At 63.6% G+C, this 25,293-nt stretch carries 20 protein-coding genes; 12 read left to right on the top strand and 8 right to left on the bottom strand.

Annotated features, from left to right (window positions below):
* The first annotated feature begins 132 nt into the window (after nt 1–132).
* From AC1RKJ_RS07185 to AC1RKJ_RS07160, 6 genes are read left to right on the top strand one after another with little or no spacing between them, the layout of a single operon-like run.
* A complete protein-coding gene (locus AC1RKJ_RS07185; protein ID WP_492792667.1) occupies nt 133–996 on the top strand; it encodes a beta-keto acid cleavage family enzyme in 864 nt (287 codons plus the stop codon).
* A gap of 49 nt (nt 997–1,045) precedes the next feature.
* Nucleotides 1,046–2,650, top strand: a complete 1,605-nt coding sequence (locus AC1RKJ_RS07180; protein WP_492790382.1) for an AMP-binding protein — start codon at nt 1,046–1,048, stop codon at nt 2,648–2,650.
* 15 nt (nt 2,651–2,665) lie between these two features.
* Nucleotides 2,666–4,285: an acyl-CoA carboxylase subunit beta gene (locus AC1RKJ_RS07175; RefSeq protein ID WP_492790381.1), complete on the top strand. Its 1,620-nt coding sequence runs from the start codon at nt 2,666–2,668 to the stop codon at nt 4,283–4,285.
* Nucleotides 4,282–6,258, top strand: coding sequence for an acetyl/propionyl/methylcrotonyl-CoA carboxylase subunit alpha (locus AC1RKJ_RS07170; protein WP_492790380.1), 1,977 nt, complete (start codon nt 4,282–4,284; stop codon nt 6,256–6,258). Before AC1RKJ_RS07175 ends, AC1RKJ_RS07170 begins: the two co-directional genes overlap by 4 nt.
* A gap of 12 nt (nt 6,259–6,270) precedes the next feature.
* The gene (locus AC1RKJ_RS07165) at nt 6,271–7,047 is read left to right on the top strand and encodes an enoyl-CoA hydratase/isomerase family protein (RefSeq protein WP_492790379.1); all 777 of its coding nucleotides are present in this window, start codon (nt 6,271–6,273) and stop codon (nt 7,045–7,047) included.
* Between the two features lie 4 nt (nt 7,048–7,051).
* A complete protein-coding gene (locus AC1RKJ_RS07160) occupies nt 7,052–7,942 on the top strand; it encodes a beta-keto acid cleavage family enzyme (protein ID WP_492790378.1) in 891 nt (296 codons plus the stop codon).
* Here the strand turns inward: AC1RKJ_RS07160 and AC1RKJ_RS07155 are convergent.
* From AC1RKJ_RS07155 to AC1RKJ_RS07135, 5 genes are all read right to left on the bottom strand, one after another.
* Entirely contained in the window at nt 7,939–8,730 is a 792-nt protein-coding gene (locus AC1RKJ_RS07155) for an enoyl-CoA hydratase (protein WP_492790377.1), read from the bottom strand. The two genes, AC1RKJ_RS07160 and AC1RKJ_RS07155, sit on opposite strands and share 4 nt — an antisense overlap.
* A gap of 23 nt (nt 8,731–8,753) precedes the next feature.
* Nucleotides 8,754–9,938 (bottom strand): CaiB/BaiF CoA transferase family protein, encoded by a 1,185-nt coding sequence (locus AC1RKJ_RS07150; protein WP_492790376.1) that lies wholly within the window; start codon nt 9,936–9,938, stop codon nt 8,754–8,756.
* 17 nt (nt 9,939–9,955) lie between these two features.
* Nucleotides 9,956–10,387: a GlcG/HbpS family heme-binding protein gene (locus AC1RKJ_RS07145; RefSeq protein WP_492790375.1), complete on the bottom strand. Its 432-nt coding sequence runs from the start codon at nt 10,385–10,387 to the stop codon at nt 9,956–9,958.
* Nucleotides 10,388–10,389: 2 nt separating this feature from the next.
* Nucleotides 10,390–13,389 (bottom strand): FAD-binding and (Fe-S)-binding domain-containing protein, encoded by a 3,000-nt coding sequence (locus AC1RKJ_RS07140; RefSeq protein ID WP_492790374.1) that lies wholly within the window; start codon nt 13,387–13,389, stop codon nt 10,390–10,392.
* A gap of 149 nt (nt 13,390–13,538) precedes the next feature.
* Entirely contained in the window at nt 13,539–14,282 is a 744-nt protein-coding gene (locus AC1RKJ_RS07135) for a GntR family transcriptional regulator (RefSeq protein ID WP_492790373.1), read from the bottom strand.
* Between the two features lie 216 nt (nt 14,283–14,498).
* Between AC1RKJ_RS07135 and AC1RKJ_RS07130 the strand changes: the two genes are divergently transcribed.
* From AC1RKJ_RS07130 to AC1RKJ_RS07115, 4 genes are all read left to right on the top strand, one after another.
* Entirely contained in the window at nt 14,499–15,710 is a 1,212-nt protein-coding gene (locus AC1RKJ_RS07130) for a pyridoxal-phosphate-dependent aminotransferase family protein (protein ID WP_492790372.1), read from the top strand.
* A 98-nt stretch (nt 15,711–15,808) separates the two neighbouring features.
* The gene (locus AC1RKJ_RS07125) at nt 15,809–16,792 is read left to right on the top strand and encodes a Bug family tripartite tricarboxylate transporter substrate binding protein (RefSeq protein ID WP_492790371.1); all 984 of its coding nucleotides are present in this window, start codon (nt 15,809–15,811) and stop codon (nt 16,790–16,792) included.
* A gap of 87 nt (nt 16,793–16,879) precedes the next feature.
* The gene (locus AC1RKJ_RS07120; protein WP_492790370.1) at nt 16,880–17,419 is read left to right on the top strand and encodes a tripartite tricarboxylate transporter TctB family protein; all 540 of its coding nucleotides are present in this window, start codon (nt 16,880–16,882) and stop codon (nt 17,417–17,419) included.
* Nucleotides 17,420–17,443: 24 nt separating this feature from the next.
* The gene (locus tag AC1RKJ_RS07115; protein ID WP_492790369.1) at nt 17,444–18,955 is read left to right on the top strand and encodes a tripartite tricarboxylate transporter permease; all 1,512 of its coding nucleotides are present in this window, start codon (nt 17,444–17,446) and stop codon (nt 18,953–18,955) included.
* Here AC1RKJ_RS07115 and AC1RKJ_RS07110 read toward each other — a convergent pair.
* Nucleotides 18,952–19,314, bottom strand: a complete 363-nt coding sequence (locus AC1RKJ_RS07110) for a hypothetical protein (protein WP_492790368.1) — start codon at nt 19,312–19,314, stop codon at nt 18,952–18,954. The two genes, AC1RKJ_RS07115 and AC1RKJ_RS07110, sit on opposite strands and share 4 nt — an antisense overlap.
* 169 nt (nt 19,315–19,483) lie before the next feature.
* Here AC1RKJ_RS07110 and AC1RKJ_RS07105 point away from each other — a divergent pair, with 169 nt between their 5' ends.
* Together AC1RKJ_RS07105 and AC1RKJ_RS07100 are read left to right on the top strand one after the other, a co-directional pair.
* Complete coding sequence (locus AC1RKJ_RS07105) at nt 19,484–20,887, top strand: amidase family protein (protein ID WP_492790367.1); 1,404 nt, start codon at nt 19,484–19,486, stop codon at nt 20,885–20,887.
* Between the two features lie 438 nt (nt 20,888–21,325).
* The gene (locus AC1RKJ_RS07100) at nt 21,326–22,786 is read left to right on the top strand and encodes a hypothetical protein (protein WP_492790366.1); all 1,461 of its coding nucleotides are present in this window, start codon (nt 21,326–21,328) and stop codon (nt 22,784–22,786) included.
* A 12-nt stretch (nt 22,787–22,798) separates the two neighbouring features.
* On the opposite strand, the gene AC1RKJ_RS07095 is transcribed toward AC1RKJ_RS07100, so the two are convergent.
* Together AC1RKJ_RS07095 and AC1RKJ_RS07090 are read right to left on the bottom strand one after the other, a co-directional pair.
* Complete coding sequence (locus AC1RKJ_RS07095) at nt 22,799–24,004, bottom strand: CaiB/BaiF CoA transferase family protein (protein WP_492790365.1); 1,206 nt, start codon at nt 24,002–24,004, stop codon at nt 22,799–22,801.
* Nucleotides 24,005–24,057: 53 nt separating this feature from the next.
* Nucleotides 24,058–25,290 (bottom strand): phenylacetate--CoA ligase family protein, encoded by a 1,233-nt coding sequence (locus tag AC1RKJ_RS07090; RefSeq protein ID WP_492790364.1) that lies wholly within the window; start codon nt 25,288–25,290, stop codon nt 24,058–24,060.
* Between the last annotated feature and the right edge of the window lie 3 nt (nt 25,291–25,293).

Genomic DNA, 25,293 nt, shown 5'->3' with positions numbered 1-25,293 from the left:
GAAATTATGTCTTCTGAAATTGTGTCTTCTGAAATTATGCGTCCGAATTGTCGCAAGGCCAGCTAGTTTTCACAAGACGTTACCGGGCCCGGCCTCTTACCCTCCGGGCAAATTCGCGACCACCCGAGGGCCATCATGGATAAAGCCGTCGTCACCTGCGCGCTCAACGGCGTGCTGACCAATCCCAAGCAGCATCATGTGCCGGTAACCCCGGAGGAGATGGCGCGGGAGGCGAAGGCCGCGTTCAATGCCGGTGCCTCGGTGATGCACATGCACCTGCGCCAGCAGGAACCCGACAAGGGGCATATGCCGTCATGGGACGTGAACCTGTCGAAGGAAGTCCAGCAGGCGATCCGCGAGGCCTGCCCCGGCGTCATCATCAATCACACCACCGGCGTCAGTGGGCCGAACTATCAGGGCGCGCTCGATTGCGTGCGCGAGACGAGGCCTGAAATGGCCGCCTGCAACGCCGGTTCGCTGAACTATCTGAAGGTCAAGGCCGACGGCTCATGGGCCTGGCCGCCACATGTGTTCGACAACGCGCCGGACAAGATCCAGAAATATCTCGACGTCATGAAGGTAGCGAAGTCGCTCCCGGAATTCGAGTGCTTCGACGTCGGCATCGTGCGTAGCGTGGCGATGTACAAGCAGAACGGAATGTACTCCGGGCCGCTCGAATACAATTTCGTCATGGGCGTCGCGTCGGGAATGCCCGCCGATCCCGATCTGCTGCCGATCCTGCTCAAGCTGAAACTGCCGGACGCCAACTGGAGCGTCACGGCGATTGGCCGCGAGGAGATATGGCCGCTGCATCTGCGCTGCGCCGAACTCGGCGGACATCTGCGCACCGGGCTCGAGGATACGTTCTATCTCGGCGACGGCACCAAGGTGACCTCGAACGGTCAGTTGATCGAGGGCATCGTGGCCTGCGCGCGCAAGGCGGGACGCGAGATCGCGTCGCCGGCCGAGGCGCGGAAAATTCTCAAGCTGAACTAACGACAACCGAAACGGACAAAGAGCCGTGGGTTAAGACAGGGAGGTCTTCATGAGCGATCTGACAGCAACGGGCGGCGTACCCGGCCCCGGACGCATCGGGCGCGTGGCCGTCGGCGATATCCTGCGCCGCGCCGCCAAACGCTTCCCCGACCGCATCGCGCTGACTGACGGCGCGCGGCAGGTGACGTTCACCGAGATCGAGCGCGACGCCAATCGCTTCGCCAACTATCTCGTGGCGCGGGGGCTCAAGCCCGGCGAGAAGATTTCAACGATTTGCAACAATTCGGTGGAGTTCGTCAAAGCGCTGTTCGGCATTCACCGCGCGGGCCTCGTCTGGGTGCCGATCAACACCATGCTCGGCCCCTCGGACATGGATTACATTCTCGACCACGCGGGCGTGCGCTTTGCGCTGATCGACGACATGCTGCACGCGCAGCCGGAGCGGCGCGCGGCGCTGGAAAAACGCGGTGTCGATCTGATCGCCGTCGATCTTGCCGGAAAGGCCAAAGAGCAGGGGCTGGAGAGCTTCAATGACCTGATCGCAGGACAATCGGATATCGAGCCGGAAGTTGAATTCAACGACCGCGATCTGGCGATGATCATCTACACGTCGGGCACGACGTCGCGCCCGAAAGGCGCGATGCACTGTCATCTCGCGGTGGTCATGGCGGCGATGAGCAACGCCATTGAAATGAACCTCGGCCGCAATGACGGCATCACCGGGCAGTTCCCGCTGTTTCACTGCGCCGCTCATGTCCTGCTGCTGACCTATCTCTCGGTCGGCGGCAAGCTCGCGATCATGCGCGGCTTCGATCCGGTAGCCTGCATGGAGGCGGTCCAGCGCGACCGGCTGACGGTGTTTATTGGATTGCCGGCGATGTATCAGGCGATCCTCGATCATCCGCGCCGCAAGGAATTCGATCTGTCGAGCCTGCGGGCCTGTCTCTACACCATGGCGCCGATGCCGCGCCCGCTGCTGGAGCGGTGCGTTGCAGAACTGTGCCCGACATTCATGCAGCCGAGCGGCCAGACCGAAATGTATCCGGCGACGACGATGTCGCAGCCGGATCGGCAGTTGGCGCGCTTCGGCAACTACTGGGGCGAATCGATGATCGTCAACGAAACCGCGATCATGGACGACGACGGCAACCTGCTGCCGGTGGGGCAGGTCGGCGAGATCGTGCATCGTGGGCCGAACGTGATGATGGGGTATTACAAGGACCCTGAAGCCACCGCCGCCGCGCGGAAATTCGGCTGGCATCACACCGGCGACCTCGCGCTGATCGACGAGCATGGCGAGGTGCTGTTCATCGACCGCAAGAAGGACATGATCAAGTCCGGCGGCGAGAACGTCGCCTCGGTGAAGATCGAGGAAACGCTGCTGGCGCATCCGGCGGTGCTAAATGCCGCTGTTGTCGGGTTACCTCACCCGCAATGGGGCGAAGCGGTGGCCGCCTTTATCAAGCTGCGGCCCGGCGCGCAGACCGGCGAAGCCGACATCATCGAGCACTGCCGCAAGTCGCTCGGCGGATTCCAGATCCCGAAGCTGGTGCGGATTCTTGACGAGATGCCGATGACCGCCACCGGCAAGCTGCGCAAGGTCGAACTGCGCCAGAAGTTCGTCGAGCACTTCAATGCGACATCGGCTGCGTGAGAGCAAAACCCATCCATGACCGTCATTGAGAATTCGATTTCCCGCACCGGCGAGACCTATCAGGCCAACCGCGCCGGAATGCTGGCGCAGATCGCGCGGGTCAATGCGGTGGTGGGGCGCACCAGCGCGGCGTCGGAACTGTCAAAGAAAAGGTTTCATGAGCGCGGCCAGTTGCTGCCGCGCGAGCGCATCGCGCTGCTGCTCGATGCGGGTGCGCCGTTTCTCGAACTGTCTGCGCTCGCGGGCTATTGCCTCGATACGCCGGACCCGGAGAAAAGCATTCCGGGCGGTGGGACGATTGCAGGGATCGGATTCGTCTCGGGTGTTCGCTGCATGGTGACCGCCAGCGATTCCGGCATCGAAGCCGGATCGTTGCAGCCGATGGGTCTCGACAAGCGGCTGCGCTCGCAGGAGATCGCGCTGGAGAACAAGCTGCCGTCCGTGCAACTGGTGGAAAGCGCGGGCGCCAATCTCATGCGCTATCGCGTCGAAGATTTCATCCGCGGCGGCACGACCTTCCGCAATCTCGCGCTGCTGTCTGCGGCCGGACTGCCGGTGGTCACCGTTACCCACGGCTCGTCCACGGCGGGAGGCGCATACCAGACAGGGCTCTCCGACTACATCGTGATGGTGCGGGGACGAACGCGCGCGTTTCTGGCCGGGCCGCCGCTGCTCAAGGCGGCGACCGGCGAAATCGCGACGGAAGAAGAACTCGGCGGCGCGGAGATGCACACCAGCATTTCCGGGCTCGGCGATTATCTCGCGGAAGACGACCGCGAGGCACTCGGCATCGCGCGGCAGATCATGGCGGACCTCAACTGGGACCGCGCGCAGCCGGAGAGCGCTGATCCGGTGCGCGAGCCGTTATACGATGCCGAGGAACTGCTCGGCATCATGCCGATGGATCACAAGCGGCCCGTCGATATGAAGCAGGTGATCGCGCGGATTCTGGACGGCTCGGATTTTCTCGAGATCGGCGCGAACTATGGCCCCGCCACGGTCTGCGGCCACGGCCGCATCGACGGCCACGCCATCGGCATCATCACCAACAACGGCCCGCTGGACCCGAACGGCGCCAACAAGGCGACGCATTTTATTCAGGCCTGCTGCCAGTCGCGCACGCCGATCCTGTATCTGAACAACACCACGGGCTACATGGTCGGCAAGGCTTACGAGGAAGCCGGCATGATCAAGCACGGCTCCAAGATGATTCAGGCGGTGACCAACGCCACCGTGCCGCAGATTACGATTTACTGCGGCGCGTCGTTCGGCGCGGGCAATTACGGCATGTGCGGGCGCGGCTTTCATCCGCGCTTCTGCTTTTCGTGGCCCAACGCGAAGACGGCTGTGATGGGCGGCGAGCAGGCGGCCGGCACCATGGCGATTGTCGCGGAGGCCGCTGCCGCCCGGCGCGGCAAGCCGATCGAGCCCGAGAAACTGGAGGCGATGAAGTCACAGATCATCGATGTGTTCGAGAAACAGATGGACGTGTTCGCCACCAGCGGCCGGCTGCTCGACGACGGCGTGATCGATCCGCGCGACACCCGCGCGGTGCTGGCCAATGTGCTGGCGATCTGCCGCGAGGCGGAGCAGCGCAATCCGCAAAAGGTGCAGTTCTCGGTGGCGCGGCCATGAGCAAGCTAACGCCGTTCCGCAAAATCCTCGTCGCCAATCGCGGCGAGATCGCGTTGCGGGTGATGCGCACCGCAAAGCGTCTCGGCTATGAGACCGTTGCGGTCTATTCCACCGCTGACGCCAACGCCCGCCATGTGCGCGAGGCCGATCAGGCGGTGTGGATCGGCGAATCGCAGCCGTCGCAGTCATATCTGCGGATCGATGCCATCGTGGAGGCGGCAAAGGCGAGCGGCGCGGACGCGGTGCATCCGGGTTACGGCTTTCTCGCGGAGAACGCGGAGTTCGCCAAAGCCTGCCGTGAGGTTGGCCTCATCTTCATCGGGCCGTCGCCCGAGGCGATCCACGCCATGGGCAACAAGGCCGGCGCCAAGGACATCATGGAAAAAGCCGGCGTGCCTTGCGTGCCCGGCTATCAGGGCGAGGATCAGAGCGACGGCACGATGCTGACCGCCGCCAAGCGGATCGGCTTTCCGGTGATGATCAAGGCGGTCGCCGGCGGCGGCGGACGCGGGATGCGTCTCGTGCCGGACGACAAGGCGTTTCTCGAGTTTTTGCGCGCCGCGCGCTCGGAGGCGCAAAATGCGTTCGGCGATCCGAACGTCATTCTCGAACGCGCCATCGTGCAGCCACGTCATATCGAGATTCAGGTGTTCGGTGATCGTCACGGCAACGCGATCCATCTCGGCGAGCGCGATTGCTCGGTGCAGCGGCGGCATCAGAAGCTGATCGAGGAAGCGCCATCGCCTGCGGTCTCGTCTGAGTTGCGCGCGCGGATGGGCGCGACCGCCGTCGCAGCTGTGAAGGCGATTGGGTATGAAGGCGCAGGCACGCTGGAATTCCTGCTCGATGCTGCGGGCAACTACTATTTCATGGAAATGAATACGCGGTTGCAGGTGGAGCATCCGGTGACGGAAGCCATCACCGGCCTCGATCTGGTCGAACTTCAGTTGCGCGTGGCGGGTGGCGAGCCGCTGCCGCTGACGCAGGATCAGGTGACGTTCTCCGGCCACGCCATCGAGGTGCGGCTGTGCGCGGAGGATGCCGCGCATGGTTTCATGCCGCAGTCGGGCCGCACGTTGCGCTGGCTCGCGCCGCGGGAATTGCGCGTTGAGGATGCGCTGGAGTCCGGCAGCGAGATTCCGCCGTTCTACGATTCGATGATTGCAAAAATCATCAGCCATGGCGCGACACGCGACGAAGCGCGGCGCAAGCTGGCGGCAGGTCTGGCGCAGATGACGGCGCTCGGCGTCACCACCAATCAGGCGTTCCTCGCGCGGTGTCTCGACCATCCGGCCTTCGCGGCGGGGCAGGCCACCACGGCATTCATCGCCGAGCATTCGGCCGACCTGCTCGCGGCAAAGGAGGATGACGGACTGCACGCGGCGGTGGCGGCGCTGCTGGTTCATGTGTCGGCCATCGGGCCGGTTCACACGCAGCAGCGTCTGGGTCTGGCGCATGGCTACCCGATTCCGCTGCGGCTCGACCTCGACGGCCATATCATCGAGCCGGCCGTGCGGCGCGAGCGCGGCGATGTGTTCCGGATTGGTCTCGCGGAGCGCGAACACGCCCTGACGCTGAGATCGGTCGATGGCGGCGCGATCCATTTCGCCTGCGACGGCATTCTCGCCTCGGCGGACGTCGTTCGCGACGGAGCGAGCGTGTTTTTCAAATTTGCCGGAGTTACCTCGCATGTGCGCGACCTGTCCCATGCCGCCGTGCTGAAAGCCGGCGATGCGGGATCGGACGGCAAGCTACGCGCCTCCATGAACGGGCGCGTGGTCTCGGTGCTGGCCAGGGCTGGGGATGCCGTCGCGGCCGGCGCGCCGATTATCGTGCTGGAAGCCATGAAGATGCAGCATGTTCACGCAGCCCCGGTATCGGGTAGACTGGTGAGCCTGAACGCCATGGAAGGCGATCAGGTCACGACCGGGTTCGTGATTGCCGAGATCGAGGCGGCGCAGGACGCCGCTTGAGGAGAACATAGAATGTCTGACGCAACGGTGCTGCACGAAAAGCGTGGGCACGCCTTCTGGATTACCATCAATCGCCCCGACAAGCGCAACGCGCTGAACGCGTCGGTGCTCGCGGGCATTGTGGACGGCTATCGCCGCGCCCATGAGGACAACGATGTGCGGGTGATCGTGCTGACCGGCACCGGCACCAAGGCGTTCTGTGCCGGTGCGGATCTTCAGCCGGGTGCAGGTTTCGCGTTCGATCTGGCGAAGCCCAATCTGGATTATGCCGACATGCTGCGCACGGCGCAGAATGCGACCAAGCCGACCATCGCCCGGATCAACGGCGTCTGCATGGCCGGCGGCATCGGGCTGCTGTGCATGACCGACATGGCGATTGCGTCCGACGACGTGATTTTCGGATTGCCCGAGGTGAAGGTCGGCGTTTTCCCGATGCAGGTGCTGAGCCTGCTGCAGTCGATCGCGCCGCAGCGGCTGGTGCGCGAATGGTGCATCACCGGCGAGCCGTTCAGTGCGGCGGAAGCGATGGACGCGGGCTTGCTCAATCACGTCGTGCCCGCCGCCGAACTGGACGCCAAGGTCGAATGGCTGGTGTCACGGATCATCGACAAGTCGCCGACCGCGATCCGGCGCGGCAAGTACGCCATGCGCGCTCTTGCGTCGATGTCGTTCGATCAGGGCATCGCCTACACCGAATCGCAGATCGCGATATTGTCGATGACGCAGGACGCGAAAGAGGGCATGGCGGCCTTCGCGGAGAAGCGAAAACCGGTCTGGACCGGCAAATAGCGCGATGGGCAAGGTCTGGATCGAAGCCGCGCTGAACGGTCCCTGGACCCGCGCGAAGCAGCGCGGCATTCCCGTCGCCGTCGAGGAGATTGTCGCGGATGGTATCGCCTGCGCCGAAGCCGGCGCGGCCATCATTCATGCCCATGCCTATGATGTGACGACCGGGCATCAGAAGGACGACTGGGAAATCTACGCGCGCATTATCGAAGGCATTCGCGCGAAGGTGGACGTCATCGTCTATCCGACCATTCCGAGTCCTGCGTTGGGGCAAAGCCAGACGACCGACCGTTTCGGTCACACTGCCGAGCTTGCAAGGCGCGGTCTGATCGAGTGGGCCGTGATCGATCCCGGTTCGGTTCATTTCGCGCGCTTCGATGATCTGGGGCAGGGCGGCGTCTATCAGAATCCGCATGCGGATATTCTGGAAGGAATGCGGATCTCGCGAGCCCACAACGTCCATCCGAGCTACGCGATCTACGAGCCCGGATTCACGCGCCTTGGCGCGGCACTCGCGGCCATCGCGCCGCCGTCGCCAACGCCGATCTATCGCTTCATGTTTTCCGAGGAGTTCGCCTGGGGTTTTCCGCCGCGCGACAAGTATCTCGATGCGCATCTGGACTTGCTGGCGGAGGCGGCGCCCGGCGCGCCGTGGATGATTGCCGGCCTCGGCGTCGATATCACGCCGCTGATCCCGCACACGGTGGCGCGTGGCGGCCATGTCCGCGTCGGTCTCGAAGACATCAACTGGGGATCTACGCAGACCAACGAAGCGCTGGTGAAGGATGCCGCGCGCCGCGTCCGCAACGCGGGCGGTGAGCCCGCAACAACTGCTGAGGTCAGAAGTGCCTTGCGATCGATGGACGCAGTGCGCGGGCGTTCGTCTAAAGAAGCTTAGCGCCCCTTGAACACCGGCTTGCGTTTTTCCATGAACGCTGTGCGGCCTTCCTCGTAGTCCGCGCTCTTGAAGCAGGCCTGAACCACATCGTCGCAGCGCTTCATGTCGCGCTGGCTTTCGTCCTTGCAGGCCTCGCCGACAATGAACTTGATCGAATCCACGGTGAGCGGCGCGTTGCCCGCGATCGTGGCGGCGTAGTTCTTCACATAGAACTCGAGTTCCTCGTTTTCGACGATGCGGTTCACAAGGCCCATCTCGACGGCTTCCATGGCCTCGAAAATTCTTGCCGTGAAGAAGATTTCCTTGGTGAAGGACGGACCGACCACATCCATCAGCCGCTTTACGCCGGGATAGCCGTAGCCGAGGCCGAGCTTGGCGGCGGGCACGGCGAACTTGGCGTCCTCCGAGCAGATACGCAGGTCGCAGCAGCTCGCCAGTCCCATGCCGCCACCGACGCAGAAGCCGCGGATCATCGCAATCGTCGGCTTCGGGAATTCGTGGACGCTGGCATAGGCGGCCTCGACGGCCTCATTATACTTCTTCACGCCTTCCTCGGAGGCGCGCTCGTCGCCGAACTTCGAGATGTCCGCGCCCGCGACGAATGCCTTGTCGCCCGCGCCGGCCAGCACGACCACGCGGATGCTGTCGTCCTTCGCGTACTCGTTCATCAGCCGGGTGCAGGCTTCCCACATCTCCAGCGACATCGCGTTGCGGCGCTCGGGATTGTTGAAGATCACATAGCCGACGTTGCCGTCCTTGCGGGAGATCACCTTGTCGGTCGAAGCCATACGCACATTCCTTGGTTTAAAATTCAGACGACCTTGCTCTGCTCGAGCGAGGCGATCTCCTGTTCACTGAAGCCGAACTCGGCAAGCACGTCGCGGGTCTGTTCACCCGTGAGAGGCGGGCGCGCGGCAAAGCGGCTCGGCGTGCGCGACAGCGTGAACGGCTGGCCGACAAGATGCTTGCCGTTGCCGGGCAACTGCTGCGCGATGCCGAGGTGCTTCACCTGCTCGTCGCCGAACACCTCGTTGATGGCGTAGATCGGGCCGCAAGGCACGCCGGCCTCGTTCAGGATGGTCACCCATTCGTCGGTCGGGCGCTTCATCATGTGTGTTTCGATTTCGGCGTTCAGCGCGTTGCGGTTCTTCGAGCGCAGCGAAATGGTTGCGTAGTCGGGATGCGTCACCAGCTCGGGTGCGTCGATGGCCTGCGCGAACCGCTCCCAGATGCGCCCGCCCGCGGTGGCAATGTTGATATGGCTGTCGCTGGTCTTAAACACGCCGGTGGGAATGCTGTTCGGGTGATTGTTGCCGGCCTGCTTCGGCACGTCGCCGTCGACCAGCCAGCGCGCGGCCTGAAAGTCGAGCATGAAAATCTGCGCCTGCAACAGCGAGGTCTGCACCCACTGGCCTTCGCCGGAGACGTCGCGTTCCAGCAGCGCGGTGAGAACGCCGAGCGCGCAAAAGAGTCCCGCGGTGAGATCGGCGATCGGAATGCCGGCGCGCATCGGGCCTTGTCCCGGCTGGCCGGTGATCGACATCAGCCCGCCCATGCCCTGCGCGATCTGGTCGAAGCCGGGGCGCTTGGCATAAGGACCGTCCTGACCGAAGCCGGAAATGCTGGCATAGACGATGCCCGGATTGATCGCGCGGATGGCAGCGTAATCGATGCCCAGCTTGGTCTTCACGTCGGGCCGGAAGTTCTCGACGATAACGTCGGCCTTCGCGGCGAGGCGCTTGAACACATCGAGACCCTTCGGGTCTTTCAGGTTCAGCGTCATCGCGCGCTTGTTGCGGTGAAGGTTCTGGAAGTCCGGGCCTTCGCGGGGACCGCCGGGCTGCTCGCTGTCGGCGACATCCGACGGCGCGTCGATCTTGATGACGTTCGCGCCCCAGTCCGCAAGCTGCCGCACGGCGGTCGGCCCGGAGCGAACCCGGGTCAGGTCCAGCACCGTAAATCGCGACAGGGCGGCCGAGGCGCGCGGAAACGTCATGTCATTCTCCGCGCGGATTATCCGGTGTTGCCGACAAGACCGGCGGCGGCGATGCCGGCCAGTGCGGCGGTCTCGTCGTTGTCGGAGGTGTCGCCGCTGATGCCGATAGCGCCGACCAGCGCGCCGTTCTTGTCATTGATGAGAACGCCGCCGGGCACCGGGATCATCGCGCCGCGGGTCATGGTGCTGATGGCGTCGATGAAATACGGCTGCTCGTTGGCGCGCTTGAAGATCGCGCGCGAGCCCATGCCGAGCGCGAGCGCGCCGTAGGCCTTGCCGTGGGCGATTTCGCTGCGCATCAGGCTGGTGCCGTCTTCCGCCACCACGGTCTTGAGTGCGCCGCGCGCATCGAGAATGACAATTGCCATCGGCTTCAGCTTCATCTCGCGGCACTTGGCCAGCGCGGCATCGGAAATCTTGCGGGCAACGTCGAGGGTCAGGTCAGTCATTATCATGTCCTTGTGAGAGATTGATGTGCAGGGGCTTTCGCCGCGCCGTTGTCCAGACTTATGGCAAGGACGCGGGCGACGTGCAATGCGCCGCGGCCTGAACCGTCCTTGATTTGATGGCGGCAGGAGGTGCCATCGGCCACGATCAGCGCGTCATCGTCAGCCTTGCGTATAGCGGGCAGCAGGGATGCTCCAGCCATCTCCATGGAGACATCATAAGTGTCCGCGCCGTAGCCGAACGCGCCGGCCATGCCGCAGCAGCTCGATTCGATCTTTTCGACCTTGAGTCCGGGGACGAGCCGCAGGATTTTCTCCACCGGCGCAAAGGCCCCGAACGACTTCTGATGGCAATGGCCGTGAACCAGCGCGCTCTTGTCGATGGCTCCCAGCGGCAGTTGCAGGCGGCCGGCTTCGGCCTCGCGAACCAGAAATTCCTCGAACAGCAGCGCGTGGGCGCCGATGGTTTTCGCGGCGTCGTCCGCGCGCAGCGACAGCAGTTCGTCGCGCAGCGTCAGCAGGCAGCTCGGCTCCAGCCCCACGATGGGCACGCCACGTTGGGCAAAGGGCGTCAGCGTTTCGACCACCCGCGCGAGTTCGGCTTTCGCGTTCTCGATCAGCCCCGCCGAGAGGAATGTGCGGCCGCAGCACAGCGGCCTACCGCCATCGACAGGGCGGGGCAGGTGCACGCGGTAGCCGCCATCGACCAGCACGCGCAACGCGGCGTCGAGGTTTTCACGCTCATAGGCGCGGTTGAAGGTGTCAGCGAACAGCACGACCTCGCGGCCGCCTTCCGGGCCATAGGCATCATGCGCGGGCTCGAACACATCGCGCCGGAATGCGGGCAAATCGCGCGCCGCGCTGATGTTCGCCACTTCTTCGAACAGCCAGCGCAGGATCTGGCTCTTGTTGCGGAGATTGGCGAGCCAGGAAAAACGGGAAGCGAGTGCGGCGTAATGCGGAAGATAACCCACCAGCCGGTCGCGCAGCGTGAGGCCGTGCTTTGCGACGCGTGCCGCGAGCACCTCGATTTTCATCTTGGCCATGTCGACGCCAGTCGGGCATTCGTGGCGGCAGGCCTTGCAGGAGACGCAGAGCTTCATCGTCTCCATCATGGCGTCCGATGACAATGCATCGGGGCCGAGCTGGCCGGAGATCGCCAGCCGCAGCGTATTGGCGCGGCCGCGCGTGACGTCCTTCTCGTTGCGGGTGGCGCGATAGGACGGGCACATCACGCCGCCTTCGAGTTTCCGGCACGCGCCGTTGTTGTTGCACATCTCGACCGCGCCCTGGAAACCGCCGGCGGCGCCAGGATATGCCGACCAGTTGAGAACCGTTTTGATGTTCTCGACTTTGTAATCGGGCGCATAACGGAACAGCGAGCGGTCATCCATCTTCGGCGGATGCACGATCTTGCCGGGGTTGAGGGTGTTGTCCGGGTCGAACCGCTCTTTTACTTCCTCGAAGGCGTGAACGATTTTCGGGCCGAACATCTGCGCGTGAAATTCCGAGCGTACGAGGCCGTCGCCGTGTTCGCCGGAATGCGAACCCTTATACTCGCGCACCATGGCGAAGGTTTCTTCGGCGATGGCGCGCATCGCCTTGACGTCGGTGTCGAGCTTCAGGTTCAGCACCGGGCGCACATGCAGGCAGCCTTCGGACGCATGGGCATACATGGTGCCGCGCGTGCCGTGCTTCTCGAATATTTTGTTCAGGCGCTCGGTGTAGTCTGCGAGGTGCGGCAGCGGCACCGCGCAATCCTCGACGAAGGACACAGGTTTTCCTTCCTGCTTCATCGACATCATGATGTTGAGGCCGGAGGTGCGGAAATCCGAGATCGCGGCCTGCATCGCCGGATCGGCGACGTCGACCACGCCGCCCCAGCGCTGCTTGGGCTTGTCCCAGCCGAATCCGAGATCGGCCATCACGTCGCCGAGTTGCTGGAGCTTGTGCAGGTTCGCGGCCTGATCGGCTTCCGCGAACTCGACGATCAGCAGCGCATCGGGGTCGCCTTTCACCACGGATTCGATGATCGGCCTGAACATCGCGATATCGCGGCCGAGCGCGATCATGGTGCGGTCCACCAGTTCCACCGCGATGGGCTTCAGCTTCACCAGATGCTGGGCTGCGCCCATCGCCTCGTAGAAGCTGCCGAAATGGCAGACGCCGAATACTTTTGGGCCGAGCAGCGGCCACAGCTTGAGTTCGACGCGCGTGGTGAAGGCAAGCGTGCCTTCCGAGCCCACCAGAAGGTGCGCCATGTTGTTGACCGGCTGCGGCGTCAGCGCGTCGAGATTGTAGCCGCCGACCCGGCGCTGCACGTGCGGAAACCGTGCCGCGATCTCGTTCGCTTCGCGCTCGCCGATCGCCAGCATGTCGCGAAACAGGTCGCGGCCCGGCATCTCGGTATTCTGCCGCGCCATGTCGCGCGGCACCTCGCCGAAATGCAGCAGCGTGCCGTCGGCCAGCGCCGCGTCCATCGCAATGGTGTTGTCGCGCATGGTGCCGTAGCGCAGCGAGCGCCCGCCGCAGGAATTGTTGCCCGCCATGCCGCCGATAGTGGCGCGCGACGCGGTCGAGACGTCCACCGGAAACCACAATCCATGTTTCTTCAGTTGCCGGTTGAGATCGTCGAGCACGATGCCGGGCTCGACCACGCAGGTGCGCTTCTCGACGTCGAACGAGATCAGTTTGTTCAGGTGCTTCGAGACATCGATGACGATGCCGTCATTGACCGTCTGGCCGCATTGCGAGGTGCCGCCGCCGCGTGGCGTGACGACGCGTCCGTCATCGCGCGCAATCGCCATGGCGCGCAGCGCATCGTCCACGGTGCGGGGCACGACCACGCCGAACGGCTTGATCTGATAGAACGACGCGTCGGTGGCGTAGCGCCCGAGGTCGAACGGATTGAACAGCACATCGCCGTCGATCTCGCGCGTCAGGCGCGCGGCGAGGGCGCTGTCCTGCGCCGTGGTCTTTCCGGTCGCGGCTTTCTGATGAGCCATTTGTTCCAGATGCCCTAACTTTCGTACGCGCGGAGGCCAATCAATTACACGCCGTCATTGCGAGGAGCGCTTGCGACGAAGCAATCCAGTCTTTCTCGGCCCAAAAGAGGTGGATTGCTTCGCTTCGCTCGCAATGACGAGCAGAGACTTCAACTCTCTTCGCCGCGCAGCGGCGCGACGTCCGCCGGGGGATTTCCGGTCGGCTGATTCTCAAGCAGATACTCGCAGACGGCGTCGCACTTCTTGCGCATGTGATCGAACATCAGCCGGCTCATCTGATCGCCGTCGCGGCGGCGCAGCGCATCGACGATGGCTTCATGCTCGCGCATGGCGTCGCTCAGGCGGTCACGGCGCACGAGATTGGCCGAATAGCGCAGCCGCTTCACGATGGCGTTCGCAGTGGCGTAGCTCGACGACAGAAACGGATTGGCGGCGGCATCGACGATGGCCTGGTGAATTTTCTGGTTGAGGCGGAAATAATCCGCCACTTCCTGCCGCAGATAGTGCGTGTACATCTCCAGATGCATCTGCTCGATGGCGGCGATGTCGGCGTCGGAGATTTTCTCGCAGGCCGCCTTGCCCGCGACGAAGTCGAAACCCGCGAGCAACTCGAACAGGTTGCGGATGTCGGTTTCGGAAAACTGCCGGACCCGCGCGCCGCGATTGGGCAGCAGCTCGATCAGGCCTTCGGAGGCCAGAACCTTGAGCGCCTCGCGCAGCGGCGTGCGCGACACGTCGAACCGTTCGCACAGTTCACGCTCGGGAATGCGGCTGCCGGGCTCAAGATGTCCCTCAACGATGAAGTCGCGAATCTGGCTGAGCAGGTCGCTGTGCAGCGACGACGGCGCGGCCGCGACGACTTCCAGCGAACTGGCTCTCAAAAGATTATTCAAAATCTCAGGCCTCCCGACCTTGTGCCGGCGCGTCAGTCTGCGGGATTGAGCGAATAAATCCAGCAAATACAGAGAAGGCTGCCGCGTTATTCCCAACTCCCTTAGAGGTATCGGATATTTCGGTTGTGAAAAAGAATTATCTGAATACAATCTTCTTCAAGAAAATCTCGCAATGCACAAATGTTGCATTCAAAAAGAGTTTTGGGAGCGCCAACGATGTCCAATGCCTCTGTCCACACTGGACGGCACTTCCTCCAGATTCCTGGACCGACCAACGTGCCCGACCGCGTGCTGCGGGCGATGGACATGCCGACCATCGATCATCGCGGGCCGGAATTTGCGCAGCTTGGCTTCGAGGTGATCGAAGGCGCCAAGAAGATCTTCAAGACCAAAAACCCGGTGGTGATCTATCCCTCGTCGGGCACCGGCGCGTGGGAAGCTGCCATCGTCAACACGCTGTCGCCGGGCGATAAGGTGCTGATGGTCGAAACCGGGCACTTTGCGACGCTGTGGCGCGCGCTCGCCGAGCGCATGAAGATCGAGGTCGAGTTCGTGCCCGGCGACTGGCGTCATGGCGTCAGCGCGGCCGAGGTCGAAGCGCGGCTTGCGAAGGACAAGCAGCATCTCATCAAGGCCGTGATGGTGGTGCACAGCGAAACCTCCACCGGCGTCGCCAGCCGCATCCACGAGGTTCGCAAGGCGATGGACCGCGTCAAGCATCCGGCGCTGCTGATGGTGGATTCCATCTCGGGTCTCGGTTCGATCGAATACGATCATGACGGCTGGGGCGTCGACGTCACCGTCTGCTGTTCGCAGAAGGGGCTGATGCTGCCGCCGGGGCTCGGCTTCAACGCGATCTCCGAAAAGGCGCTGGCCGCGTCCAAAACCGCCACGTCGATCCGCTCCTATTGGGACTGGCACGAGATCCTCAACGCCAACAAGGCCGGCTCGTGGTCCTACACGCCCGCGACCAACCTGCTGTACGGCCTCAAGGAAGCGGTCGCGATGCTGCTGGAGGAGGGGCTGGACAACGTGTTCGCCCGTCACAAGCGCTATTCGGCGGCGACGCGCGCGGCGGTGTCCGCATGGGGCCTTGAAAATCTTTGCCTCGAGCCGCTGGAATATTCCCCGATCACCACGGCCGTGCTGATGCCGGAAGGCCATGACGCCGACCAGTTCCGGAAGGTGACGCTGGAGAATTTCGACATGTCGCTGGGTTCGGGTCTCAGCAAGGTCAAGGGCAAGGTGTTCCGCATCGGGCATCTCGGACATTTCAACGACCTCATGCTGATGGGCACGCTGGCCGGCGTCGAGATGGCGCTCGGTCTGGCCAAGGTGCCGCACCGCAAGGGCGGCGTGATGGCGGCGATGGAGGTTTTGACGGGGCGCGATGCGTCGCCGGCACTTGCCAAGACGGCGGTGGCGTAAGGCCGCTGCCCGCACTGAATTCAAATCCGCAGCATAGCGGAAGCACAAACCAAGGTCCGGCAACGCCCGGATTCAGAAAGTTACAGGGAGAAGACCGCATGAAGACTCTCATCAAGGCCACAAGCGTGCTTGCGATGATGGCGGCCAGTGCGCCGGCTGTTGCGTGGGAACCGGCCAAGCCTGTCGAAATCGTCGTCGCCGCCGGCGCCGGCGGCGCATCCGACCAGATGGCGCGCATGATGCAGGCCGCGATCCAGAAAAATAACCTGATGAAGCAGCCCGTCATCGTCTCGCTGAAGGGCGGCGCATCCGGCGCGGAAGCGCTGATGTACATGAAGGGCAGCGAGGGCGATCCGAACAAGGTGCTGATCGCCTATTCGCTGATCTACATGCTGCCGCTGTCGGCGAAAATCCCGTTCAACTGGCGCGACCTCACGCCGGTGTCGGTGGTTGCGATGGACCAGTTCGTGCTGTGGGACAATGCGGCAGGCGCGAAATCCGTGAAGGATTTCATCGCCGCCGCCAAGGCGTCGAGCACGCCGTTCAAGATGGGCGGCACCGGCTCCAAGCGTGAGGACCACGTGCTGACGGTGTTCATGGAAAAGAAGACCGGCGCGAAGTTCTCCTATCTGCCTTACAAGTCGGGCGGCGAAGCGGCGACCCAGCTCGTCGGCAACCACACCGAAGCCAACGTCAACAATCCGTCCGAGAACCTCGAAGTGTGGCGCGCCGGTCAGGTGCGTGCGCTCTGCGTGTTCGACAAGGAGCGCATCTCGTACAAGACCAAGGTCACCGAGACGCAGTCGTGGAACGACATCCCGACCTGCAAGGAAGAGGGACTCGACATGCAGTATCTGATGCTGCGTGCACTGTTCCTGCCCGGCAAGGCGACGCCGGAACAGACCGAATTCTATGTCGATCTGTCGAAGAAGATTACCCAGACGCCGGAATACAAGGACTACATGGAGAAGCAGGCTCTGAAACCGGTCTTCATGACCGGAAAAGAGATGCTCAAGTTCCTTGAAGAGGACGATGCCCTGAACAAGTCACTCATGACTGAAGCGGGTTTCGTCGCAAACTAACCTCGTCCATCGGGGATCTGGCGCCGCTGTCCAAGCGGCGGCGTCAGATTTTACTCATCTCTCTCAAGATCGCCGCGGATTCCCGACATGGCCCAAGACATTGAAATCGTCGTCGAGGATCCGACAGCGCCGGATGAAAATTCGCCCGCCGTCACCAACACCCGCACCGTCGAAGCGGTGGTCATGGTGTTGCTGTTCGCGCTGGCCCTGCTACTCGGCTGGGACAACTGGCGCACCGGCGCGTCGTGGGATTCGACCGGCCCGCAGGCCGGCTATTTCCCGTTCTATCTCTCCATCATTCTCGGCGGCGCAGCCCTTTACGGCCTCGCCGGACTTGTGATGAGGCGCGCCGAGGGACTGGACACCTTCGTCACCCGCGCGCAGTTGCGGCGGGTCATGCAGGTGTTCGTGCCGACGCTGCTGTTTTGTCTGGCGATGCAATGGCTCGGGCTTTATGTCGCCAGCTTCCTTCTCATTGCAGGCTTCATGGCGATCATCGGCAAGATCGCGTGGTGGAAGTCGCTGCTGACCGCCTTCATTTTCGTCGCGATCATGTTCGGGGTCTTCGACATCGCGTTCGACGTCATCATGCCGAAGGGACCGCTCGAAGCGGTCTTCGGACGCTAAGCAACAGGCCGGTAGGACACGATCATGGAAGCACTCGGCCTGTTGTTTCACGGCTTCGCGGTTCTCTTCACCTGGAAGATTCTCGCGCTGATGATGGTCGGGCTCGTGCTCGGCATCTTCGTCGGCGTGCTGCCGGGGCTCGGCGGCCCCAACGGCGTGGCGATCCTGCTGCCGCTGACCTTCACGATGGACCCGACGTCGGCCATCGTCATGCTGTCCTGCATTTACTGGGGCGCGCTGTTCGGCGGCGCGATCACCTCGATCCTGTTCAATATTCCGGGCGAGGCATGGTCGGTCGCGACCACGTTCGACGGTTATCCGATGGCGCAGAACGGCCAGGCCGCGGAAGCACTGACCGCCGCGTTCACCTCGTCGTTCATCGGCTCGCTGGTCGCGGTGATGCTGATCACGTTTCTCGCGCCAAGCATCGCCGGTTTCGCGCTCAAATTCGGGCCGCCTGAATTCTTCGCGGTCTATCTGCTGACCTTCTGTTCGTTCGTGGGGCTCGGCCGCGAGGCCAAGCACAAGACCATTATCTCCATGGCGCTCGGCCTGCTGCTGGCCGGCGTCGGCCTCGACACCGTGTCGGGTCAATTGCGCATGACCTTCGGTTCGACCGATCTGTTGCGCGGCGTCAACTTCCTCGTCGCGGTGATCGGCCTGTTCGGCATCAGCGAGATCTTGCTGACGATGGAGGAGCGGCTCGCGTTGCGCGGCCATGCGGCGCGCATCAGCCTGCGCACGGTCATCGATGTCTGGAAGAGCTTGCCGAAGTATTGGGCGACGCTGCTGCGCTCGTCGGTGATCGGCTGCTGGCTCGGCATCACGCCGGGCGGCGCGATCGCGGCGTCGTTCATGGGTTACAATCTCGCCAAGCGTTTTTCCAAGGACAAGGAGTCGTTCGGCAAGGGCCGCATCGAGGGCGTGTTCGCGCCGGAAACCGCCGCCCATGCCTCGGGCACGGCGGCGCTGCTGCCGATGCTGGCGCTCGGCATTCCCGGCTCCGGCACCGCGGCGATCCTGCTCGGCGGCCTGATGGTGTGGGGGCTCAATCCCGGCCCGCTGCTGTTCGTGGAGCACAAGGATTTCGTCTGGGGCCTGATCGCGTCGATGTATCTCGGCAACGTCGTCGGCCTCATATTGGTATTGACGACCGTGCCCATTTTCGCGTCGATCCTGCGCGTGCCGTTCGCGGCCATCGCGCCGATGATCGTGGTGTCCTGCGCCATCGGCGCCTACGCCATCCAGAACGCGATGTTCGACATCTGGCTGATGCTGCTGTTCGGCGTGGTCGGCTACGTCTTCAAGAAGATCGGCATTCCACTAGCGCCGTTCACGCTGGCGCTGGTGCTCGGCAGCCGCGCCGAGGACGCGTTCCGTCTCGCCATGATCGGATCGGGCGGCACCGTGAAGGTGTTCTGGTCGAACGGCCTCGTCGGCACCATCACGACGCTCGCCATCGTGCTGCTGTTCTGGCCGGTGATCGACAAGGTCTTCGACATGTTCCGGCGCAAACCAAGTCCGGCGCGGGCTTAACCCTGCGTCGCGCCGGTGACTTTGCACGAGCCTGTCGCGGCTTCCTGATCGATGAAGGGAAACTTGGTCTTCTTGAACAGCTTCGTCGTCTTCGGCTTGACGGTCAGCGCCAGCCGCTGATCGGTCTCGATCTTGCGGCCGCCGGTCTTGGACATGTAATCGCACTTCACGCGAATGTCCTTCACCGCGAAATCATTGTCGTTGGTGACGGTGATGTCGGCGGTCCCGATATTGTTGGAGCCGGGCTTGCGCCACTTCTCGATGGAGATCTTGACCTTGTCGCCGGGTTCGGCGGCGAAGGCCGGGCCGGTTGCACCCAGAAAGATCGCTGCGATGGCGGACATGATGATCGGTTTCATTGTTCGAAATCCTGACGGTTTAAAATAAAATCTGAGGGCTGGGACGCAGCGGTCCCGGAATACTGAAATCAAGGTGTAGCCATTGAGTGCCAGCGTTTCGCCGCTACTATAGTGGCCGTGAAGCCGGGACGGCAACGGCATCTGGATATGACTCGCGACAGGATTTGCAATGAACGACATCTGGCGACTCCCGGCTACTGAACTTGCGTCGCACATCCGGTCTCGAAAACTCTCGGCCAGAGAAGCCGCATCGGCCGCTCTCGATCGATTGAACGCGGTCAATCCCGCGATCAACGCGGTCGTCGCTCACCGGCCCGAGGAGACGCTGGCGCAGGCGGACGCTATCGACGCCATGATCGCCAGGGGCGAAGATCCCGGCGCGCTCGGCGGTGTTCCCGTTACGACCAAGGTCAACGTCGATCAGGCCGGATTCGCTACCACGAACGGGCTGAAGCTGCAGCGTGACCTGGTGGCGCAGACCAACAGCCCGGTAGTGGACAATCTGCTCAGGGCAGGCGCTGTCATCGTCGGACGCACCAACGCGCCGGCCTTTTCGGCCCGGTGGTTCACGACGAATTTGTTGCACGGCGACACCAAAAACCCGCGCGATCCATCGATCACGCCCGGCGGCTCATCCGGTGGTGCTGCGGCAGCCGTCACGGCCGGCATCGGCCATATCGCCCACGGCACCGACATCGCGGGCTCGATCCGCTACCCGGCCTATGCCTGCGGGGTGCATGGCCTGCGGCCGACCGTTGGCCGCATCCCGGCCTTTAATGCGTCATCGCCGGAGCGCCCCATCGGTCCACAGATCACGGCCGTCTCGGGTCCGATCGCGCGCACCGTCGGCGACGTGCGGCTGGCGTTTCACGCCATGTCGAGGCGCGATCCGCGCGATCCGTGGTGGGTGCCCGCGCCGCTGGAAGGGCCGGCGCGCGAGAAACGCGCGGCGATCTGCCTGCGTCCGGACGGTCTGGAGACGGCGAAGGCGGTCAGCGATGCCGTTGCCGATGCCGGCAAGCGGCTGGAGCGGGCAGGCTGGATCGTTGAGGAGATCACCGACATTCCGCCCTTCGCCGAGGCGGCCGATCTGCAAATGAAACTCTGGCTGTCGGATGGCTATGACGCCCTGCGGGATGCCGCCGAGCGCGAGGGCGATCCCGGTGCGCTGGCCATTCTTCGCGATCAGGAGAAGGTCGCGCGGGCGCTCGATCTTGCCACGTTCTCGAAGCTGCTGACCCGGCGCGCGACGCTGGTGCGCGCGTGGGAAATGTTTTTCGAGACCTACGCGGTAATCGTGATGCCGCCTTGCGGAGAACTGCCGTTCGAATGGCAACTCGATCTGAAAGGCGAGGCATCGTTGCACCGGGTGCTTCGGGCACAGATGCCGCAGATCGCGCTGCCGTTCATCGGAATGCCGGGGCTCACCGTCTCGACGGGGCTCGTCGGGCGGGTGCCTGTCGGCGTTCAGATCGTCGCGGGCCGTTACAGGGAAGACCTTTGCCTAGCGGCAGGCGAAGCCGTTGAGGCCGGCGGCGTGCCGGCAAGCCCGATCGATCCCGTGCTGGCCTGAAGGCGGCGCTTGGCGCGAAAGACACTTTCGGTCTCGGAAAGCAGCTGCTGCGTGCGCCGCACCACGCTTCGTCCGGCCTTGAGATCGCGGTTGGCCACGTGAAGCAGCCGGTGGCCCTCCACGACGAGTTCGCGAGCGTGTTGCATTTGCTCCGCAAATGAAACAGCCGCAGATACTGCTTTGACCGTGGTCATGGTGCGTTTCCTGTCTGCGTGCCCGGCAGTCACCAACGGCGATGCTAGCCAATAGTTCAGCGTGAGTCCCGCCGGGCGATGAAATTTTCCACCGCCAACCGATTCGCAGCCAACGCCTTGGCATTCCGGAGGGATTCTCCGTTGAACCGGTTCGGGGGCGGGGCCGTCCAACCAAAATGCCGCAGCGCCACCCCTCTCCATCCTTTGACTTGGCAAGGGGCGAACGGCGTCGCAGAAGGGTCGCATGCGAATTCGCGCGGCCCTCTGGATATTGCTTTGCCTGCCGGTGGTTCTCGCGGCCACGCAGAGCCATGCGGGCACAATGGAGCGCGGCGCTGCGATCACCGATCCCGAGATTTTGCGCGCGCTCGACGGCGCAAGGTTATCTCTCGCGCGGCTGCTCGGCGCGGATCCCGGCAGTTCGAGCGCAGGCCTGTTCGCGCTGCCGTCGATGGCGACCGTTCAGGCCGCGACCGACCGCGACTTCAACAGCTATGTCGTTGCGCACAAGGATGGGACCGACAAGGTCAATCTGTTCGACCGCGACGCGCTCAATGCACCGGACACGCGCTTTGAACTCGTCGGCGTCGTCAACCGGATGGACCGCGCCTATGTGTCGCCCGGCGAATGCGGTGAAATACGTCTGGTCTATCGTCCCATTGCGAACCACGAGTCCACGAACAAGGACAGGCCGCCGTCGCGGCTGCCGATGACGCTCAGCCTCATCATGAAGGCGAGGCCGGCCAATGCAGGCGGGCTGACCGGTGGCGAACTGTCGAAGCGCTGGCTCACGTTGGGTGATCCGCTTCCTGCGGATGCAGGTTCAACCCTGACGGCCAGTGGCGGCGCGCTGGAATGGATCACGCACGAGGCCATCGACCGCATCGAGATCAACATTCAGGTCGCGCGGGCGTCGGCCAATGCAAGTGATTTCGAGGGCAGGGCGGATTATCTGATGAAGGTGTTCCGCTACGATCTGCAAGCTGCGCGCTTCAACGAGTCGCCGATGGAGAACCAGATCGACATTGAGCGGATTCGTTCGGATGCGGCGCTCGCTGTGGACTTCAGGCAGTGGCTGCTCGATCCCGCGCACCTTGCAGACTTCGACCGCGGCACGGTTGTGCTGCCGGATCGTTTTCTCGCCATGAGCGTCATCAACCAAACGCCGTCGCATGTCGATAGCGCGGCGAGCGAACTGTTTGCGGACGACGACATCGTTGCGGCATTGGCCAAAGCTTCGGAGAAGGCATCGGCGAACGCGCCACTCCAGAACATCCTGTCGCCGGCAGGCTTCGCGCGCCGTCTCGACGACATGACCTGCGCCGGATGTCACCGCACCCGCGCGGTCGGCGGCTTTCATGTCACGGGTCTTGAGCATCCGGGGCGGCCGTCGGCCAGCGTTGTGGCGGCGGCCTCGCCGCATTTCTTCGGCGATCAGGAGCGCCGCCGCGACATTCTCGCGGCGTTTCGCGACGGCCGCACGCCGGACTTCTCGCGCGGATTTTCTGCGCGTCCGCAGCCGCGCCGTTCGCATGAACTGGCCGGCACCACCTACGTCAACGGCTGGGGTGCGGTGTGTTCCGCAACCGCCGCCGATGCAGCACCGGACAAGAGCTTTACGTCATGGACCTGCGCGGAAGGGCTGACGTGTCAGACGCTCCCCGGCGCGACTGCATCGCGCACCGGGTTCTGTTTTCCGAAATGACCCGTTGCGTTGTTACGCCACGATCCCTGCGGCGCGCATCTTGGCGATCTCCGCCGCCGTGAAGCCCGCAGCACCCAGCACCTCGTCGCTATTCTGCCCGACATTCGGCGCCATGCGCGGCTGCACTTTCTTTGCGCCTTCGATGAAGATCGGTGTGTTGATGGTGCGCAGCTCGCTGTCGGCAAACGGTACGACGGCCTCCGTCACACGCATCTGTTCGTCGTCCGGAATGTCGGTCGGAATGCCGACCACGCCGAAGATCAAGCCGTTGCCGTCAAGAGCCTTGCGCCAGTAGGCGAGGGGCTTGGTCGCGAACACCTTGTCGAGAATCGCGATCAGTTCCGGCGCATGCTTGTGACGCGCCACCTTGGTCTCGAACCGAGGATCGGCCAGCAGGTCTTCGCGCTCGATCACCTTGGTGAAGACGGGAAACTGCTTCTCCTCGTTGAGAAGCGACAAGATGATCCAGCGATCGTCGGCGCATTTGTAATGGCAGGTCACGGCATTGAGCGCGCGGTCGCGCGGCGGACGCTTCTGGAAGGTCGCGCCGCAGAGTGCGGCCTGCGCATAGATGCCGTTGGACCAGATGCCGTTGACCATGAGGTTCGACATCACCTGTGTGCCCTTGCCGGTGCGCTCGCGCTGGTACAGCGCGGTGACGATACCGGCGAACAAAGACATCGCGCAGGGATGGTCGCCCATGCCGGGCATCGAGCGCGCGGGCGTGGATTCGTCGGTCTCGCGCACGAGGTCCATCAGGCCGGAGCGCGCCCACCATGCGTTGCTGTCGAAGCCCGGCTTGTCGGCTTCCGCGCCGGTCTCGCCGTAGCCGGTGAACGACGCATAGATCAGCCGGTCGTTGAGCGGAGCGAGATCCTTCCAGGTGACGCCGAGCTTCTTGCGCACAGGCGGTGGAAAGTTGGTGATGAACACGTCGCACTCGGCGGCGAGCTTGCGCAGCACGGCCTGGCCCTCGGGCTTGGAGAGATCGAGCGCGAGGCTCTTCTTGTTGCGGCCTTCCAGCATCCACGCATAGTTGTACGGGCTGATCGGATATCCCGGCAGGTTGGGCAGGTTGCGGACCGGATCGCCCGCGCCCGGCGGCTCGATCTTGATGACGTCGGCCCCGAAATCGGACAGCGCGGTGGCGGACGACGGCGCGGCGATGAAGCTCGCACAGTCGATGACCTTGAGACCCTCGAAAATTCCCTGACCCATTACGGCGTATTCCCTTGTTTCTTGCTTCGGGACCGCCGGTGGGTGGGGCCCCGCTAATCGTTTTTGCGTTCGTCCGAGATCGCCTTGCCGTCGTTCGGCAGCGCGCCCGGGGCGACCAGAGTGACATTGCCCTGCAGCTTTGTCACGGCACGCAGGGTGGACGCAATCGCATCCCGCAATGCATCGCCGGGGGTTGCGGTTTCCGCCGACAGCGTCATCACATCGGCTTCGTTGTCGCGGGTGACAATGAGGCGAAGCCGCCCCAGTTCGGGGTGCCGTTTGCCGACTTCGGCGATCTGCTCGGGACGAACGAACATGCCCTTGACCTTCGCGGTCTGATCGGCGCGGCCCATCCAGCCCTTGATGCGCATGTTGGTCCGGCCGCAGGGGCTTTGTCCGGCAAGGACCGCGCTGAGATCGCCGAGCGCCAGGCGAACCCACGGATGATGCGGGTCCAGCGTCGTGACCACGATCTCGCCGACATCGCCGTCCGCGACCGGCTCGCCGGTTCCGGGCTTGACGATTTCGACGATGATGTTCTCGTTGACCACCAGGCCTTCGCGCGCGGAGGTCTCATAGGCCACGACGCCGAGGTCGGCGGTGCCGAACATCTGATAGGCGTCGATACCGCGCGCTTTCATTTCGTCTTGAAGTGATTTTGGAAACGCAGCGCCTGACAAAAGCGCGCGCTTGATCGAGGATGCGTCGCGGCCCGCCTTGTCGGCGGCGTCGAGCAGGATCTTGAGGAAGTCGGGCGTGCCGGTATAGGCGGCGGGGCGATAGGCCTCGATCAGTTCGAACTGCTGTTCGGTGTTGCCAGGGCCGGCGGGAATCACCGCGCATCCGAGCGCGCGGGCCGCGCCGTCGAAGATGAAGCCGCCCGGCGTCAGGTGGTAGCTGAAAGTATTGAGCACGACATCGCCGGGGCGGAAGCCGGCGGCGTACAGCGCGCGCGCGCCGCGCCACGCATCGAGGCTGACGGACTCGGGCTCGAAGATGGGGCCGGGCGAGGTGAACAGCCGCCCGAACGTTCCGGCATGGGCATGGACGAAGCCGCCGAATGGCGGCGCGGCCTTGTGGAAGACAGGCAATTCCGATTTGCGCAGCACCGGCAATGTCGCCAGCGCCGCGCGGTCCGTGATGGTCGCGAGGTCGATACCCTTGAAGCGCTCGGCATAGGCCGGGGCCTTCGCGGCTGCGCGCAGCAGGTCAGGCAACCGCATGAACAGTTCGGTGTCGCGCTCCTGCGGCGAGCGTGTTTCGAGGGCGTCGAAGTGGCTAGTCATTGA

The organism is Afipia sp. GW822-FHT04G07, assembly GCF_058800765.1.
Note: the sequence above shows the minus strand (reverse complement) of the source record. Positions and strands in the feature narration are given on the sequence as shown.

What these genes read in the sequence shown, in the direction of transcription:
- AC1RKJ_RS07120 (WP_492790370.1), top strand. Translation starts at nt 16,880, where the DNA reads ATGGCCCAAGACATTGAAATCGTCGTCGAGGATCCGACAGCGCCGGAT.
- AC1RKJ_RS07090 (WP_492790364.1), bottom strand. Translation starts at nt 25,290, where the DNA reads ATGACTAGCCACTTCGACGCCCTCGAAACACGCTCGCCGCAGGAGCGC.
- AC1RKJ_RS07125 (WP_492790371.1), top strand. Translation starts at nt 15,809, where the DNA reads ATGAAGACTCTCATCAAGGCCACAAGCGTGCTTGCGATGATGGCGGCC.
- AC1RKJ_RS07100 (WP_492790366.1), top strand. Translation starts at nt 21,326, where the DNA reads ATGCGAATTCGCGCGGCCCTCTGGATATTGCTTTGCCTGCCGGTGGTT.
- AC1RKJ_RS07165 (WP_492790379.1), top strand. Translation starts at nt 6,271, where the DNA reads ATGTCTGACGCAACGGTGCTGCACGAAAAGCGTGGGCACGCCTTCTGG.
- AC1RKJ_RS07095 (WP_492790365.1), bottom strand. Translation starts at nt 24,004, where the DNA reads ATGGGTCAGGGAATTTTCGAGGGTCTCAAGGTCATCGACTGTGCGAGC.
- AC1RKJ_RS07140 (WP_492790374.1), bottom strand. Translation starts at nt 13,389, where the DNA reads ATGGCTCATCAGAAAGCCGCGACCGGAAAGACCACGGCGCAGGACAGC.
- AC1RKJ_RS07155 (WP_492790377.1), bottom strand. Translation starts at nt 8,730, where the DNA reads ATGGCTTCGACCGACAAGGTGATCTCCCGCAAGGACGGCAACGTCGGC.
- AC1RKJ_RS07175 (WP_492790381.1), top strand. Translation starts at nt 2,666, where the DNA reads ATGACCGTCATTGAGAATTCGATTTCCCGCACCGGCGAGACCTATCAG.
- AC1RKJ_RS07110 (WP_492790368.1), bottom strand. Translation starts at nt 19,314, where the DNA reads ATGAAACCGATCATCATGTCCGCCATCGCAGCGATCTTTCTGGGTGCA.
- AC1RKJ_RS07150 (WP_492790376.1), bottom strand. Translation starts at nt 9,938, where the DNA reads ATGACGTTTCCGCGCGCCTCGGCCGCCCTGTCGCGATTTACGGTGCTG.
- AC1RKJ_RS07170 (WP_492790380.1), top strand. Translation starts at nt 4,282, where the DNA reads ATGAGCAAGCTAACGCCGTTCCGCAAAATCCTCGTCGCCAATCGCGGC.
- AC1RKJ_RS07145 (WP_492790375.1), bottom strand. Translation starts at nt 10,387, where the DNA reads ATGACTGACCTGACCCTCGACGTTGCCCGCAAGATTTCCGATGCCGCG.
- AC1RKJ_RS07180 (WP_492790382.1), top strand. Translation starts at nt 1,046, where the DNA reads ATGAGCGATCTGACAGCAACGGGCGGCGTACCCGGCCCCGGACGCATC.
- AC1RKJ_RS07130 (WP_492790372.1), top strand. Translation starts at nt 14,499, where the DNA reads ATGTCCAATGCCTCTGTCCACACTGGACGGCACTTCCTCCAGATTCCT.
- AC1RKJ_RS07160 (WP_492790378.1), top strand. Translation starts at nt 7,052, where the DNA reads ATGGGCAAGGTCTGGATCGAAGCCGCGCTGAACGGTCCCTGGACCCGC.
- AC1RKJ_RS07105 (WP_492790367.1), top strand. Translation starts at nt 19,484, where the DNA reads ATGAACGACATCTGGCGACTCCCGGCTACTGAACTTGCGTCGCACATC.
- AC1RKJ_RS07115 (WP_492790369.1), top strand. Translation starts at nt 17,444, where the DNA reads ATGGAAGCACTCGGCCTGTTGTTTCACGGCTTCGCGGTTCTCTTCACC.